At 42.8% G+C, this 14,889-nt stretch carries 20 protein-coding genes and 1 riboswitch; of the genes, 3 read left to right on the top strand and 17 right to left on the bottom strand.

Annotated features, from left to right (window positions below; genetic code table 11):
• Window positions 1-5: 5 nt before the first annotated feature.
• From sufC to FBF75_RS06190, 15 genes are all read right to left on the bottom strand, one after another.
• Window positions 6-791: a Fe-S cluster assembly ATPase SufC gene (gene sufC / locus FBF75_RS06125; RefSeq protein WP_007500355.1), complete on the bottom strand. Its 786-nt coding sequence runs from the start codon at window positions 789-791 to the stop codon at window positions 6-8.
• 210 nt (window positions 792-1,001) lie between these two features.
• Window positions 1,002-1,139 carry a YuzK family famiily protein gene (locus tag FBF75_RS19640; RefSeq protein WP_008356693.1) on the bottom strand — a complete coding sequence of 46 codons (138 nt, stop codon included), beginning with the start codon at window positions 1,137-1,139 and terminating at the stop codon, window positions 1,002-1,004.
• 215 nt (window positions 1,140-1,354) lie between these two features.
• Window positions 1,355-1,723: a carboxymuconolactone decarboxylase family protein gene (locus FBF75_RS06130; protein ID WP_003212803.1), complete on the bottom strand. Its 369-nt coding sequence runs from the start codon at window positions 1,721-1,723 to the stop codon at window positions 1,355-1,357.
• Between the two features lie 103 nt (window positions 1,724-1,826).
• Window positions 1,827-2,648 carry a methionine ABC transporter substrate-binding lipoprotein MetQ gene (metQ, locus tag FBF75_RS06135; RefSeq protein WP_007500351.1) on the bottom strand — a complete coding sequence of 274 codons (822 nt, stop codon included), beginning with the start codon at window positions 2,646-2,648 and terminating at the stop codon, window positions 1,827-1,829.
• A 14-nt stretch (window positions 2,649-2,662) separates the two neighbouring features.
• Complete coding sequence (locus FBF75_RS06140) at window positions 2,663-3,331, bottom strand: methionine ABC transporter permease (protein ID WP_025207943.1); 669 nt, start codon at window positions 3,329-3,331, stop codon at window positions 2,663-2,665.
• Window positions 3,324-4,349, bottom strand: a complete 1,026-nt coding sequence (locus FBF75_RS06145) for a methionine ABC transporter ATP-binding protein (RefSeq protein ID WP_025207944.1) — start codon at window positions 4,347-4,349, stop codon at window positions 3,324-3,326. Before FBF75_RS06145 ends, FBF75_RS06140 begins: the two co-directional genes overlap by 8 nt.
• A 155-nt stretch (window positions 4,350-4,504) precedes the next feature.
• Window positions 4,505-4,613, bottom strand: a riboswitch (SAM riboswitch).
• A gap of 102 nt (window positions 4,614-4,715) precedes the next feature.
• Window positions 4,716-5,057: an SCP2 sterol-binding domain-containing protein gene (locus FBF75_RS06150; RefSeq protein ID WP_008347033.1), complete on the bottom strand. Its 342-nt coding sequence runs from the start codon at window positions 5,055-5,057 to the stop codon at window positions 4,716-4,718.
• Between the two features lie 120 nt (window positions 5,058-5,177).
• On the bottom strand, window positions 5,178-5,480 hold the full coding sequence (locus FBF75_RS06155) for a thioredoxin family protein (RefSeq protein WP_007500346.1): 303 nt from the start codon (window positions 5,478-5,480) through the stop codon (window positions 5,178-5,180).
• 11 nt (window positions 5,481-5,491) lie between these two features.
• Complete coding sequence (locus FBF75_RS06160; protein ID WP_008347035.1) at window positions 5,492-5,836, bottom strand: toprim domain-containing protein; 345 nt, start codon at window positions 5,834-5,836, stop codon at window positions 5,492-5,494.
• A 131-nt stretch (window positions 5,837-5,967) separates the two neighbouring features.
• Entirely contained in the window at window positions 5,968-6,204 is a 237-nt protein-coding gene (locus FBF75_RS06165; RefSeq protein WP_008347037.1) for a YusG family protein, read from the bottom strand.
• A 44-nt stretch (window positions 6,205-6,248) separates the two neighbouring features.
• Window positions 6,249-6,632 carry a glycine cleavage system protein GcvH gene (gene gcvH, locus FBF75_RS06170; protein ID WP_003213614.1) on the bottom strand — a complete coding sequence of 128 codons (384 nt, stop codon included), beginning with the start codon at window positions 6,630-6,632 and terminating at the stop codon, window positions 6,249-6,251.
• A gap of 65 nt (window positions 6,633-6,697) precedes the next feature.
• On the bottom strand, window positions 6,698-7,054 hold the full coding sequence (locus FBF75_RS06175; protein ID WP_008356673.1) for an arsenate reductase family protein: 357 nt from the start codon (window positions 7,052-7,054) through the stop codon (window positions 6,698-6,700).
• A gap of 110 nt (window positions 7,055-7,164) precedes the next feature.
• Complete coding sequence (locus FBF75_RS06180; RefSeq protein WP_046344434.1) at window positions 7,165-8,946, bottom strand: acyl-CoA dehydrogenase family protein; 1,782 nt, start codon at window positions 8,944-8,946, stop codon at window positions 7,165-7,167.
• A gap of 14 nt (window positions 8,947-8,960) precedes the next feature.
• Window positions 8,961-10,136, bottom strand: a complete 1,176-nt coding sequence (locus FBF75_RS06185) for an acetyl-CoA C-acetyltransferase (RefSeq protein WP_007500336.1) — start codon at window positions 10,134-10,136, stop codon at window positions 8,961-8,963.
• A 12-nt stretch (window positions 10,137-10,148) separates the two neighbouring features.
• Window positions 10,149-12,536 (bottom strand): 3-hydroxyacyl-CoA dehydrogenase/enoyl-CoA hydratase family protein, encoded by a 2,388-nt coding sequence (locus FBF75_RS06190; RefSeq protein ID WP_136944539.1) that lies wholly within the window; start codon window positions 12,534-12,536, stop codon window positions 10,149-10,151.
• Between the two features lie 199 nt (window positions 12,537-12,735).
• Between FBF75_RS06190 and FBF75_RS06195 the strand changes: the two genes are divergently transcribed.
• The 3 genes from FBF75_RS06195 to FBF75_RS06205 are packed head-to-tail and all read left to right on the top strand — an operon-like array spanning window position 12,736 to window position 13,495.
• Entirely contained in the window at window positions 12,736-12,873 is a 138-nt protein-coding gene (locus tag FBF75_RS06195) for a YuzL family protein (protein ID WP_008347049.1), read from the top strand.
• A gap of 10 nt (window positions 12,874-12,883) precedes the next feature.
• Window positions 12,884-13,135: a hypothetical protein gene (locus tag FBF75_RS06200; RefSeq protein ID WP_060698253.1), complete on the top strand. Its 252-nt coding sequence runs from the start codon at window positions 12,884-12,886 to the stop codon at window positions 13,133-13,135.
• 12 nt (window positions 13,136-13,147) lie between these two features.
• Complete coding sequence (locus tag FBF75_RS06205; protein ID WP_017359283.1) at window positions 13,148-13,495, top strand: spore coat protein; 348 nt, start codon at window positions 13,148-13,150, stop codon at window positions 13,493-13,495.
• A gap of 232 nt (window positions 13,496-13,727) precedes the next feature.
• Here FBF75_RS06205 and FBF75_RS06210 read toward each other — a convergent pair whose 3' ends face one another.
• Together FBF75_RS06210 and FBF75_RS06215 are read right to left on the bottom strand one after the other, a co-directional pair.
• Window positions 13,728-13,979, bottom strand: coding sequence for a YusU family protein (locus tag FBF75_RS06210; RefSeq protein WP_017359282.1), 252 nt, complete (start codon window positions 13,977-13,979; stop codon window positions 13,728-13,730).
• Between the two features lie 72 nt (window positions 13,980-14,051).
• On the bottom strand, window positions 14,052-14,882 hold the full coding sequence (locus FBF75_RS06215) for an ABC transporter ATP-binding protein (RefSeq protein ID WP_008347057.1): 831 nt from the start codon (window positions 14,880-14,882) through the stop codon (window positions 14,052-14,054).
• Window positions 14,883-14,889: the final 7 nt, after the last annotated feature.

Raw genomic sequence — 14,889 nt, forward strand, 5'->3', positions numbered from 1 at the left:
AACGCTTACGCTTCTTGACCAACAGTTTCGTCTTCAATTCCTAACTCTTTTTTAATCCAGTCATAACCTTCTGCTTCTAGACGCTGCGCTAGTTCTGGTCCGCCAGATTTCACAATACGTCCTTGCATCATGACATGAACGTGATCTGGTGTGATGTAGTTCAATAAACGCTGATAGTGAGTGATCATTAAGCAGCCGAAGCTTTCGCCGCGCATTTTATTAATCCCTTTAGAAACAACTTTCAGTGCATCGATATCAAGACCAGAGTCGATTTCGTCAAGGATGGCGATTTTTGGTTCAATCATCATTAATTGAAGAATTTCGTTACGTTTTTTCTCCCCACCTGAGAAACCTTCGTTTAGGTAGCGCTGTGCCATATCTGGGTCCATTTCAAGGAATTCCATGTTTTCGTCCATTTTGCGGATGAATTTCATGAGAGAGATTTCATCGCCTTCTTCTCTGCGTGCGTTAATAGCCGAACGAAGGAAGTCTGCATTTGTTACACCACTAATTTCAGATGGATATTGCATTGCAAGGAAAAGACCCGCTTGAGCGCGCTCATCTACTTCCATTTCAAGAACATCTTCGCCATCAAGCAAAATGCTGCCTTTTGTCACTTCATACTTAGGATGGCCCATGATTGCAGCAGATAAAGTAGATTTACCTGTACCGTTTGGTCCCATTACTGCGTGGAATTCTCCACCTTTTATTTCTAGGTTTACACCTTTTAAGATTTCTTTCCCTTCAATCTCAACGTGCAAGTCCTTAATTGTTAATGTCGAAGCAGTCATATATCGATACCTCCAAAATAATCATTATTCTCAATTTATTCTCATTCTAATTTTATAACAAATTAAAAGTGAATACAACACATTCACGACAAGCGTGAGAGGATGCTCTCAAAATTCTAACAAAAAATACAGGTAGATAAAAGGATTTATGTCGAAAAGACTGTTTTCATAAAGAAAGGGCGGGAAACTGTTCTCCCCGCCCCTTAGCTATCAATAGCCTCGTATATTCATTTTTGCGAGCTGTCTTTTCTCATCTCGATAGGACTGCTCTCGTTTAAGTTCTACTTTCATTCGTAAGTCATGGTCTCTTTCGTACTCTGCATAACTCATGCCATGAGATTGATGCATGGCCTTTTCCATCTCGGCGGTATAATCCAATCCCAGTGTACTCTGGTCCGAACAAATAATAAACCATTCCCTTCTTTGAGTGTAGCTCCATTGTATCAAAGGCATGCTGCTTCACTCAAAAAGGATATGACGCAGTATACTGGCATATTTTCTCACACACTTGGCTGAGAAGAACTCAACTCCCTGATTTGGAAAAATACCATCTTATCCTTCCCTTAATGCGTCTGTCCTCCAAATTCATCAATACATTGCTGAACAACTGTGATGCCTTGACTTAGCGCAGCACCGCCGCCAAACGCTGCCGCCACACTGACGACCTCCAGCAAATTCTCTTCTGTTGCGCCTTGGTCGAGCGCTCCCTTTGTATGATAGATCATGCAATATTCATCTTGTGCATGAATGCTGATGCCAAGGGCAATCATTTGTTTTTCTTTTTGTGTTAAGGAATCGCTCTGAAAGCACTGCTCCGTAAATTCATTAAATTTCTTGCCAAACACCGGCATTTTCTTCTGGAATTCGCCCATCGCCGTTTTATAATCCGTCAGTGATTGCTGCATGGATCCGCTCATATGCTGTTCATTCATCTTCATTCCATCCCTTCAGGTCATTTGTTCGTTTTTATTATGAGCGAGATTTGAAAAAATACACAAAAAACCTCGCTTTCATGAAAGCGAGGTTTACAAGTTGTTATTCAGATACAGGCAATACTGCACCATCATACTTTTTGTCGATGAATTCTTTGATTTTATCAGAGTGAAGAACTTCCATTAATACCTTGATCTTCTCTGATTTTTCGTCACCTTTGCGAACAGCGACGATGTTTGCATACGGGTTGTTTTTCGTTTGCTCAAGTTCGATTGAATCTTTTTTCGGATTCAATTTATTTTGGATCGCATAGTTAACGTTAATAAATACAGCGTCGCCTTCACTGTTTTCATAAGCTTTCGCTGTTAGTTCAGGAGCGATTTTTTTGAATTTTAGGTTCTTCGGGTTTTCTTTGATGTTTTTGACTGTTGCGTTGATTGTATCTACTTTTGGATCAAGCTTGATCACACCAGCATTTTGTAATAGGGCAAGCATACGTCCTTGCTCAGCTACGTTGTTTGTCATGATGATCGTGCCGCCGTTTGGAATATCTTTTACTGATTTGTATTTCTTAGAGTAGATACCGAAAGGCTCAAGGTGAACGGCACCAGCACTCACTAAGTTGTAATCTTTGTTTGATTTATTTTCTTCGTTCAAGTAAGGGATATGTTGGAAAAAGTTTGCATCCACTTCTTTTTCAGCTAATGCTTTGTTGTACATTTTATAATCGCTCAGTACTTTCACTTTTAGATCGTAGCCTTTTTCTTTTAGAAGTGGTTTTGCTTCTTCAAGAATCTCGGCATGTGGTGTTTTTGAAGCGGCAACCGTGATGGTTTTGTTATCGCTTGCGTTATTTGATGAACCGCAAGCAGCTAAAATGCCTGCAAATGCTAGAAATAGTGCACTTAAAATCAATTTCTTCATGAATAATTCCTCCCTTAACGTTTATCAATTTTATTTGTAATCAAATCACCGATTATTTGAATGATAAAGACGATGATCAGAATAAACACAGTGGCTACAAGTGTGACATCTGTATTACCAGATTGGTATCCTTCTACATAAGCAAGGTCACCAAGTCCGCCTGCTCCAATTGCTCCTGCAATCGCAGTAGAGCCAATCAGAGCAATCGCTGTTACAGTAATTCCTGAAATAAGGGCTGGCAGTGATTCTGGAAGCAATACTTTGAAAATAATGGTCGACGTTTTTGCTCCCATAGATCGTGCTGCTTCAATGACTCCTTTGTCTACTTCACGCAGTGCAATTTCGACAAGACGTGCGTAGAAAGGGGCTGAGCCAATGACAAGGGCTGGTAATGCTGCATTTGGGCCTAATATCGTGCCCATAATTAGTTTAGTAAATCCTAATAATAGAATGATTAATATGATAAAGGGAATCGATCTGAAAATGTTGACGACTGCGCCGATGACAGCATTAATTGGTTTGTTTTCCCATAAACCGCCTTTACTTGTCAAAAAGAGCAACAGCCCAAGGATGATGCCGATAGCAAAAGCAAACGCTAGTGCAATGAGTGTCATATAGACCGTTTCACCCGTCGCGTTCCAAATAACCTCTAGATCAACGTTCGGAAACCATTTCTCAAACATGTGTCATCACCTCAATTTCAACCTGTTTGCTTTGGATATAGGCGATGGCTTTTCTAACTTCGTTCTCGTCTCCATTAATATGGATAAAGAGTGTTCCAAACGCGCCTTCCTGCGTTTGAGAAATCTTTCCTTGCAGGATGTTCACATCGACCTTGAAGGATCGAATAATTTCCGTGATCAGCGGCTGTTCGGCAGAATCTCCAATAAAGGACAACCTGACGACCTGACCTTCTTTTACTCTCTCTAGGACGTGCTCGATCGTTTCTTTTGCTTCTTCTGGTTCAGCAAGCTGTTTCACGAATCGCTTCGTCATTTCTTCTTTCGGCTGTCTGAAGACACGTAATACTTCGCCTTCTTCGACAATACGGCCATTCTCCATCACTGCCACACGGTGACAAATTTTGCGAATGACGTGCATTTCGTGTGTGATCAATACAATGGTGAGTCCTAGTCGTTTATTAATATCGGCTAAAAGCTCAAGGATGGAATCCGTTGTTTGTGGATCAAGCGCAGAAGTGGCTTCGTCACATAGCAGAACTTTTGGGTCATTTGCTAATGCTCTCGCAATCCCTACACGCTGCTTTTGCCCGCCGCTGAGCTGAGAAGGATATGCATTTTCTTTTCCTTCTAAACCGACCAATTTAATCAGTTCGTTTGCACGAGCTCTCCGTTTTGACGTTGGTACACCTGCGATCTCGAGCGGGAACATAATATTTTGTCTCACTGTTCTTGACCAGAGCAAGTTAAAGTGTTGGAAAATCATGCTGATTTCTTGTCTTGCTTTCCGAAGTTTCGCATTCGATACTTCATTGATCCGGTTGCCTGCCACTTCAACGATTCCTTCTGTTGGCAACTCCAGACCGTTTAATAGGCGAATCAGGGAGCTTTTCCCAGCGCCGCTATACCCGATAATTCCGAATATTTCACCTTTATCGATATCCAAGTTGACGTCTTTCACGGCATCAACATTTCCGCTTTTTGAAAGATACGTTTTTGATACATTCTGTAAATGGATCACAGTCTGTTCACCTGCTTTCTTGCTGAATCTATAGGTTGCCATCACATACGTTCATTTATTCTTCCGACTGTTATGACGCTAGCCTGACGCAAGGTCAGTAAAAAAGACCTAACTGCAACGCAAGCAGAAAGGCCTTTTATATCAAATACGCCTTTCTCTCATCTTTCAAAGCGTTGCGGCTTTGAGTGAATTGGCACCAATTTCAGCTATGCTGACGGTTGCCGGGTTTCATAGGGCACGTCCCTCCACCTCTCTTAATAAGAGAAAATATGTTGTTTTATGTGATGTTCATGTTTTTACTAACGTAGAATATCATGCTATCTGAGATATGTCAACGCTGTAAATCGCTAATTTCCAAGTAAACGACTACGTTATCATTTTTCGAAAAAAACCGTTCGTCAGCCAAAGTACCGCTTCTAGTCTTAGAAGAGCTCGAAATGAGCCTTTCACTTTCACTTGTCCTCTGCTGATCAGCTGCTGTAAGGACATGTCTCCATCTAATAATTGCAAAATCTCTTTTCGCTCACCATAAAAGATGAGATCCGATAACTCAATTGCAGGTAGTTTCTTCACTTCACCACGTTCATCCACAATCAATGTACAAGAGTCCGTTTCCGCCTCAAATGTAATCTTCAAGGATGATGATGAGAGCAACGGCTTTAACAATAATCGCTGCCCTGCACTTCCATGGGCTTTCACATTTTCCACATGTATAACCTCCCTGTCATTTGGTTATACATAACATTTCTCTACAAACATCGGCTTGTCCTTTATAAATAGCTCGACAAATTTTCAAATGAATTGCTTGAAATATGACAAAAAACCGCTTTATTTAGCGGTTTCAATCATTTCGTGAAGATATGGAACGGAGTGAAAGGCATAGCCTTTTTGCACGATTTCACCCTTTTTAAACAGGAGAAAGCAAGGGACACTTTCGATCTCAAATGCTTTTGCAAAACTTGGCGAGTAATTTAAGTTATTTTCATAAAAAGGAACTTCCGGCTGCATGGCATCAACCACTGCCAGCATCTTCTTTGCCAGCTGGCATGTTCCGCAAAATGGTGTATATAAGTACAAAAGAAATAAATCGTCCTCTATCTCCTTGAATTCATGCTCTTCAATCTCTTTCATATACGTCACCCTTATAAATATTTCGAATGAACATCAATGTTTGCAGCTAATAGAATAGATGCAATGTGGGCTGACGGTGAAGCGGCCACTTCGCGGTACGTTCTGTCGACAAAAAGATGCAGTGCTTCAGGGAATTCTTTTCGGAATTGCTTCCGCAGTTTGTCGCCAGCATCGTCACTGTCTGCTAATATGTAAACGTCTTTCCCGAATAAATCGTCCACAAGCTGATCCAGCTTCGATGTACTGATCGTGCCATTGGTGCAAATGATGGTAACAGGTTCACTTATGACTTCTTTTAGCTTCTGTTTATCTGATTTACCTTCTACAATGATGACCTTTTCTATCTCGACATTCATCACGATCACCTGGCCCTTTTGACGTTGATTCACTTCTTCCTTAGATTACAATCTTTCATTCGGGTTGTAAAGATTGGGCACTTGATCAACAAAAAGGCTGTAGCATTCACTCACTACAGCCTTATCTGTGATTAGCACCAGCCATTTTCATCGTCACAGTCTACATATTTTTCAGTCCCATGGGTCAACGTATCTGACAGACGATAAAAACGGTTTTGATCATAGGAATAACCTGATTTTAATTCATATTGATTTTCACTAATCATCGTGCCAATCTCTTCGTTTTGATGGTAAAGCACCATGCCGCTCTCTTTGAATCGTCCAGTGACATGCTCTGTTATATCCACCTGTTCTTTTTGAAAAGACAAATTGGACACCCCCCATAAAGGTAGAGTGTCCAATTTCACATGAATTAGTCTTCTTTTGTCATTTCTTCATATTGCTCAGCTGTCATTAAGTTCTCGATTTCAGATGTATCCGCTGGCTCTACTACGATCATCCAAGCTTTTTCGTATGGAGAGTCGTTGACGAACTCTGGGCTGTCATCAAGCTCATCGTTTACTTCAACGATTGTGCCGTTAATCGGTGCGTATAGTTCAGAAACTGTTTTGACTGATTCTACACTTCCGAAAGGCTCGTCCGCTGTAATTTTGTCTCCTACTTCAGGAAGCTCAACGAACACGATATCGCCTAGCTCAGATTGAGCAAAATGCGTAATACCGATACGCACCTTATCTCCTTCTACTTTGACCCATTCGTGTTCTTCTGAATAACGTAAATCTTTTGGTGTGCTCATTTCATACCCTCCAGTCTTTTCTTACAATCTATATTGAAGATACCACAATCTGAATGAAAGTTACATCATTTCCAGACGCTTTTAAATGTATCTTCATTAAATCCAACTGTCACTCGTTTGCCGTCTGTTGTAATTGGACGCTTGATTAGCATTCCGTTAGAAGCAAGTAATTCAAGCTGCTCGTCCTCTGACATTGCAGGAAGTTTATCTTTCAGCTGCAGCTCTCTGTATTTCTGACCGCTCGTATTAAAGAATTTCTTCAGCTCTAAACCGCTTTTTTCGTAAAGGGCTTTTAATGTTTCTTTATCAGGCGTCTCTTCGACGATATGTATGCTGTTGATGTCTTTATTGTGTTCTTCCAGCCATTTCTTTGCTTTTCGGCATGTACCGCAAGATGGGTATTCGTAAAAATCTAAAGCCACCATTTTCACCTCCTGCAAATAGTGACAACATTTTATCACAAAACATATGAAAAACCTAAATGTATGCTTACAAAAAGGTGCGGCATGATATCCGCACCTTTTCAGCCGTCTTATACGATATATTTCTCTGCTTCAAAGATTCGTTTCGCCACCTCACGCTTTTTCGCAATGACATTCATTGGCGTGAATCTTGTCAGCTTGCGAAGGGCTGACAGACTCATACGGAGTGAATCTCCTTCTTCCATGGCAATCAATGATTCTTTCGCATGAGCTTCAATTTTTAAAAAGGCTTCCTGCGTGAAAATTTGTGTATACGCAAGCTTTTGTGCATTTTTTTCTGTGCCTGATGCTGCGATTGCTTTTTCCGTACGCAAGACCGCCGACTCAGCAGCAAAGAGTTCATTGACGATATCTGCTATATTCACAAGGATTTCTTGCTCTTTGTCTAATGCTTTCCCATATTTCATCGCGGCCATACCTGCCACCATCAAGGCGATCTTTTTCGCATGGGCAAGTAAGTATTTCTCTTGATCAAGCGGCTGATCACCCGGCTCTTCCGGCATCATCATCATGAGCTCTTCCTGAAGGGTTTGCGCTTTTTGAAGAAGCGGAAGCTCTCCTTTCATCGCTTTCTTCAAGAAGGTGCCTGGCACAAGCAATCGATTAATTTCGTTCGTTCCTTCAAAAATACGGTTAATTCGTGAGTCGCGATAGGCTCTTTCGACTTCGTATTCTTGCATGAAACCATATCCGCCGTGAATCTGCACACCTTCATCCACAATATAATCGAGCGTTTCAGAGCCAAGCACTTTACAAAGAGAGCATTCAATCGCATATTCTGCAATGGATTGCGCAATTTGTTTCCCGTCCTTTTGCTCCTCGTCACTTAACAGACCCATTCTTTGTTCAAATAACCCGACTGTGCGGTATACAGCACTTTCCATGGCATAAAGCTTTGCCGACATGTTGGCTGCTTTTTCGCCAATTAAGCTAAATTGAGAAATTGGTGTTTTAAACTGCTTACGCTGATTGGCATACTCTGCCGATAATTGAATGACTCGTTTTGATGCACCAATTGTCCCTACAGCCAGTTTATAGCGTCCAATGTTCAAAATGTTAAAGGCAATGACATGGCCTCTGCCTGCTTCACCAAGCAAATTCTCCTTTGGCACTTCGGCATCTTCAAGGATTAACGTTCTTGTCGAGGACCCTTTAATGCCCATCTTTTTCTCTTCAGGTCCTGTTTTGACTCCAGGAAAATCTTTTTCTACGATGAAAGCAGAGAAGTGTTCCCCATCAATCTTCGCATACACGACAAACACATCGGCAAATGCGGAGTTTGTGATCCATTGTTTTTCCCCATTGAGGACATAATGTGTTCCAGCTTCATTCAGGACTGCCGTTGTTTTCGCACCTAGCGCATCAGAACCTGACCCTGGCTCTGTTAGGGCATATGCCGCAATTGTTTCTCCAGAGGCGAGTCCTGGCAGGTACTTTTCCTTTTGCGCTTGATTGCCAAACAGCACGATCGGCAAAGAACCGATCCCGACATGGGCGCCGTAAGAAAGAGAGAAGCTGCCTGCTCTTGCAAATTTTTCAGTAATGATGGCTGAGCTGATTTTATCTAGCCCAAGCCCGCCAAATTCCTCAGGAACGTCCGCACCAAGCAGGCCAAGCTCTCCAGCCTTTTTCAAGAGACGAACAGAATGCTCGAATTCATGATTTTCAATTTGATCGATGTGCGGAACGACATCTTGTAAAATGTAATCTTCTGTTGTTTTCCCGATCATTTGATGTTCATCAGAGAAATCCTCTGGTGTAAAGATATGCTCATAATTCGTCTCATCAATTAAGAAACTGCCACCCTTTTTTACATCTTCCATTGCTTTCATCCTGTTTTCCCCCTTTAGATCAATTCAAAAATGCCTGCCGCTCCCATGCCCCCGCCGATACACATCGTCACAATACCAAATTGTTCATTTCGCCGTTTCATTTCATGTATGAGTGACAGCGTGAGTTTCGTTCCTGTACAGCCTAGCGGATGTCCTAAGGCAATGGCGCCGCCGTTGACATTTACCTTCTCTTCATCGATCCCTAAATGACGAATGACTTGAATCGCCTGAGAAGCAAATGCTTCATTCAATTCAAAAAGCCCGATGTCCTTCAGCTCTAGACCAGCGATTTTCAGTGCACGCGGAATGGCTTCAACCGGCCCAATTCCCATGACTTCAGGTGGTACACCGCCAACAGCAAACGCTCTGAACTTGGCGAGCGGCTGAAGAGAAAGAGAAGATGCTTTTTCGCGATCCATCATCATGACACATGCCGCTCCATCACTCGTCTGCGAAGAGTTTCCTGCAGTCACTGTGCCTTTTGTTGAGAAGGCAGGTCGTAACGTTGAGAGAACCTCCTCTGTTGTGCCCGCTCTGACACCTTCATCTTGTGAGAACGTAAATTGGCGTTCTTCTAGTTGATTCTGCTCTCCTACCCGTCTTTCTGTCACATCAACGGGAACAATTTCATCTGAAAATTTCCCTTCTTGAAGTGCCTTTGCTGCCTTTTGATGGCTCCTCACCGCAAAAGCATCTTGATCTTGCCTTGTGACCTGATACTTTTGCGCCACTTGCTCCGCTGTGTGGCCCATGCTCATATAGTATTCAGGCGCTTGCTCTGCCAAAAGAGCGTTTGGACGAATGGAGTGACCCATCATTGGGACTTGCGACATCGATTCGACGCCTCCGGCCAAAATGGTTTCTGCCTGCCCAAGCATAATTCGTTCACCTGCATAAGCAATTGACTGCAGACCAGAAGAGCAATAGCGGTTAATGGTGATAGCAGGTACTGTATATGGCAAACCTGCTAATGCCCCAATATTCCGGGCCACATTCAGCCCTTGCTCTGCTTCTGGTGTCGCACATCCGATGATTAAATCATCGATTGTTCCATCATAATCACCGGCACGCTTTAGCGTTTCTTTTACACACAATGCGCCCATATCATCAGGTCTGACATGTTTTAATGATCCCTTTTTGGCTTTCCCTACTGGTGTTCTTGCGCCAGCTACAATCACTGCTTCTCTCATTTTGACTCCCCCCTAGTTACGTAAAGGTTTTCCTTTAACGAGCATGTGCTGCATGCGTGCCTGAGATTTGACTTCCCCTACAAGACTTAAAAAGGCTTCTCTTTCAAGCTCTAATAAGTATTGTTCATCCACCTCTGTACCAAATGGCAATTTGCCGCCAGAAATGACATGTGCTAGTTTTTTCGCAATGGACATGTCATGGTCTGAAATGTATCCAGACAATCTCATGTTTTCAGCAGCCAGCACCATTGCTGCGTAGCCTGTTCCCCCCATCACGGGCACCTTTCGCTTCAGCGGTGCACGATAACCCGCTTCATCAAGAGAAAGAACGAGTTGTTTCGCATCATGGATTAAATGATCACCATTCATGCTGATCCGGTCATTCACTCGGAGCATCTTCATATCACGCGCTTCCTCTGCTGATGTAGATACCTTTGCCATCGCAATGGCTTCAAAGGTTTGTAGCGTAGCATCTTGGATCGCAGTTGCTGATGGCTTTTCCGCTCCTTGCAGATGGCGAATATAGAGTTCTTTGTTTCCGCCTCCGCCCGGTATGAGTCCGACCCCCGCTTCGACAAGCCCCATATACGTTTCACTGGACGCTTGGATAGCGGCTGCTGGTAGACAAAGCTCCGTCCCTCCGCCAAGTGTCATACCAAATGGTGCAGCCACAACTGGACGGTCACTATACTTCACCTTCATCATCGCCTGCTGGAACCTGCGAATGACAAAATCAATTTCAAAGAAGTTGTCGTCCTGTGCTTCCATTAAAATTAAGGCGAGATTCGCACCAACACAGAAGTTCTTTCCTTGGTTACCGATGACCAGCCCTTTATAATTCTTTTCCGTTTCATCTACAGCACGATTGATCATATCAATGACATCAAGCCCAATGGCATTACTTTTCGAATGAAATTCAAGCAAGACAACATCATCCCCGATATCGATCAAGCTTGCACCTGTATTTTTAAAAATGACATCGTGTTTCTTTTTCAATCTAGCTAACGAAATATTCTTGTCGTTTCCCTTTTCCTGTTCATAAGCACCATTCTGATAAAATGCACGGTCTCCTTCGGCATTTTCTTGATAGAATGTGTCATGTCCTTGTGAAAGCATATCTCGCACCCAGGTCGGGATGCTGTGCCCTTCCGCTTCCATTCGACTGACGGCTTTTTTCACGCCAATCGCATCCCACAGCTCGAACGGGCCATGCTGCCAGCCAAATCCCCATTTCATGGCGTTATCGATGGACTGAATATCATCCGCAATGTCGCCTTTTAGTTGAGCTGAATAAAGAAGAACAGGTGCGGTCATATTCCAAAGCAATTGCCCAGCACGGCCGTCTTGATAAATAAGCGCTTTCAATTTCGCTTTTGTCCCCTTTTGCTGCTTGGCAATGTCAATGCCCGGATCCTTCAGCTTTGTCCGTTCTCCGTATGTGAGTGTGACAGGATCAAGCTCTAAAATGCTCTTTCCGTTTTTTTGATAAAATCCTTGCCCTGCTTTGCTGCCGATCCACCCTTTTTCGAGCATTCTTTCCATAAACTCAGGCAGCTGAAAAATATCTTTTTCCTTTCCTTCTACCTGTTCATACACATTGCGGGCTACATGAGAAAATGTGTCGAGTCCCACCACATCAAGTGTGCGGAAGGTCGCACTTTTCGGTCTGCCAATGAGTGGACCTGTAACAGAATCGACCTCTCCGATCGTGTATTTGTTCTCAAGCATTTCACGCACTGTGACAAGAAGCCCATAAGTGCCAATTCGGTTGGCAATAAAGTTCGGTGTATCTTTTGCTTCGACCACACCCTTGCCAAGTACATCTTCACCAAATGTTTTCATATATGAGAGTACTTCTGGATCTGTTTCTTGAATAGGAATTACTTCTAACAGCTTTAAATAACGAGCTGGGTTAAAAAAGTGAGTGCCTAAAAAGTGGCGTTTAAAATCAGCTGATCGGCCTTCTGCCATTTTTTCAACAGAAATACCGGATGTATTGCTGGATACGATGCTGCCTTCTTTGCGGTGTTCGTCGATGAGAGAGAATACGTGTTGTTTAATGCTGAGCTTTTCAGTGACGACTTCAATGATCCAGTCAGCATCGTGTAATAAGGAAAGGTGATCTGTGAGATTTCCGGGTGTGATGTATGATAGGTTTTTGGCTGAAGTAAGAGGTGCTGGCTTTTGCTTTAACAATTTTTTCATTGCGTCTTGGCTTAATCTATTCCGAACACTAGGGTGATCAAGCGTTAGCTTTTTTGCCGTTTCTTCCTTTGTCAGTTCATGTGGCACAATATCTAGCAATGTTACTGGTATCCCGATATTGGCTAGATGTGCAGCAATGCCTGAGCCCATGACACCTGAACCAATGACAGCCGCCTTGCGAATATGTTTGCCCATAAATATCCCCCTAAACATTTTGAATGAACAGTCATTCATTTTTTGTCCAAAAAAAAGCAATGCCTCTTTCTTTATCTTAAAAGATTTTCCGAAACAGTTCAATAGCAGATTTCAAAAATTTACACATTCTCATGCGTCTTTCTTTACAGCGTATGAATTAAAGACGAGGGGGAATTGTAAGAATGGAGGTGATGTCCACATGTCTCGTTTGCAAAAGAACCCATCAAAAGCAGGCGTAAGTGCTGCAAGTGTGAAAGGAAACGCAGGTCCATCACAAGAAGCAGACCTAGGCGGTAAAAAGACCAGTCAAAATCAGCAATATAAAAAGAAATCGTAAGGAGGAACACATCTTGAACAACCAGCAAATGAATATGCCCCCACAGGTAATTTCAGTAAAGGATTCCTTGTACCTAGAGGATATGCTGAACTGGAATTTGATCGCGATGAAAAAGGCCCACTTTATGGCCGAGCATTGTCAGGATCAAACATTGAAACAAGAACTCAATCAAGTTGGTCAAATGCACCATCAGCATTACACACAAATACTTCAACATTTAGGCAGCTCAGGGCAAGGCCAGTCTTCTGGCTTTATGCAATAGGAGGTAACAGACATGGAACAGCAAAACCAACAAAAAATCGGGAATCCACAAACGCCGGTTCCAACAACGACAAACATGAACGATCGCGACTTTGTCACAGACCTTTTGTCGACTGAAAAATATATGACAAGCGGATATAACACAGCGCTCAATGAATTCAGCCATGAATCTCTTTACCAAGATATTCAGCGAATTGCGCTCGAAACACAAAAAGCGCAAAGACATTTATATGATGTCATGTTCAAATATGGCTGGTACTCTGTCGAAGCTGCTGACCAGCAGAAGCTTCAGCAAGCACATCAGAAGTTCCAGCAAACACTGACAGATCAATCACCGTACGGATCATCACCCATGTCATAAAGAAAAACTGCCAGCTCGTACTGGCAGTTTCAGCGTGTAGACAAACCCTCGCATTCGGTGTCAGTCCTGCGCTTCGGTGCTCACGAATGTCGAATTCGCTCCGCTCCGGTGCTCGTCCTTCCTAGACTGCAAAGGTTTTCTATCACGCTGAAAAGAAGACAAAGGGCTAAAATAAAGTTCATTTTAGCCCTTTGTCAACAATCTCAAACTGCCAGCTCGTACTGGCAGTTTTTTAACGGTCTTTATTGGCACGATGAGCTTCATTTAATTGCTTGATCCGCTGAATCGTTTCTTTGATGTCTTCTTTTGCCTCTGGATACGTGTCATTAAAATGCTTGGCTAAAGGCGGCATGCTTTTGGCAATATGAGAATAGATGATCCACTGCGAGACATCTCTTTTCAGTTCCTCATTCGTTTCACCAAGCAGCAGCTCTGTATATTTATCAAGCAGGCCTTCGAGCTTTTCATCTAATTCATTTCCCATTTGTATTCCGCTCCTTTTTTCAGAAAAAAGCCTGACTCTGCGTGTAACAGATGTCAGGCTTTTCACATACGATTATCTTGCAGCAAGAAATGTCTCAGCTTGTGCCTGTTGGACAATACAGCGTCCTCTGCCGTGCGGAATACATAACGGTGTTCCGAATAAAGGATCTGTTGTTACTTGGCAGTTCATATCAAAGACATTTTTCACAAGATCACAGTTAATGACAGTTTCCGGTCTTCCTTCTGCATAAATTGACTTGTCTTTAATGGCCACAAGGTGATGCGCATATCTGCAAGCGAGATTGAGGTCATGCAGAACCATGACAATCGTGCGCTGCTCTTTTTCATTTAAATCAAAAAGAAGATCAAGGATTTCAATTTGGTGCGTCATGTCTAAATACGTTGTTGGCTCATCTAATAGAATAATATCCGTCTCCTGTGCCAATGTCATCGCAATCCATGCACGCTGCCTTTGTCCACCTGATAATGAATCAACCGTTCGATCAGCAAGGTCTTCCATCTTCGTTGATTTCAGTGCGCGATTTACCGCTTCTTCATCTTGCTTTGACCATTGCTTCAGCCAATTTTGATAAGGATATCGCCCTTGCTTGACGAGTTGATGTACCGTTAATCCTTCTGGCGCTTCCGGTCCTTGCGGAAGAATGGCGAGCTGTTTCGCCACTTCCTTTGTTGGTAATTTGGCAATAGAATGACCTTCAAGCAGGACAGAACCACCCATTGGCTTCATGAGACGGGCCAAAGAGCGAAGTAGCGTGGATTTACCGCATCCATTGCTGCCAATAAATACTGTGATTTCACCCTTAGGGATTGACACATTTAGTTCGTCTATGATCATTGTTTCTCCGTAACCTAAGCTTAAACCTTCAGTAGAAATGGCACTCATTCCGCTC

It is taken from the genome of Bacillus sp. S2(2019), from assembly GCF_005144805.1.
Taxonomy (GTDB): Bacteria; Bacillota; Bacilli; order Bacillales; family Bacillaceae; genus Bacillus; species Bacillus altitudinis.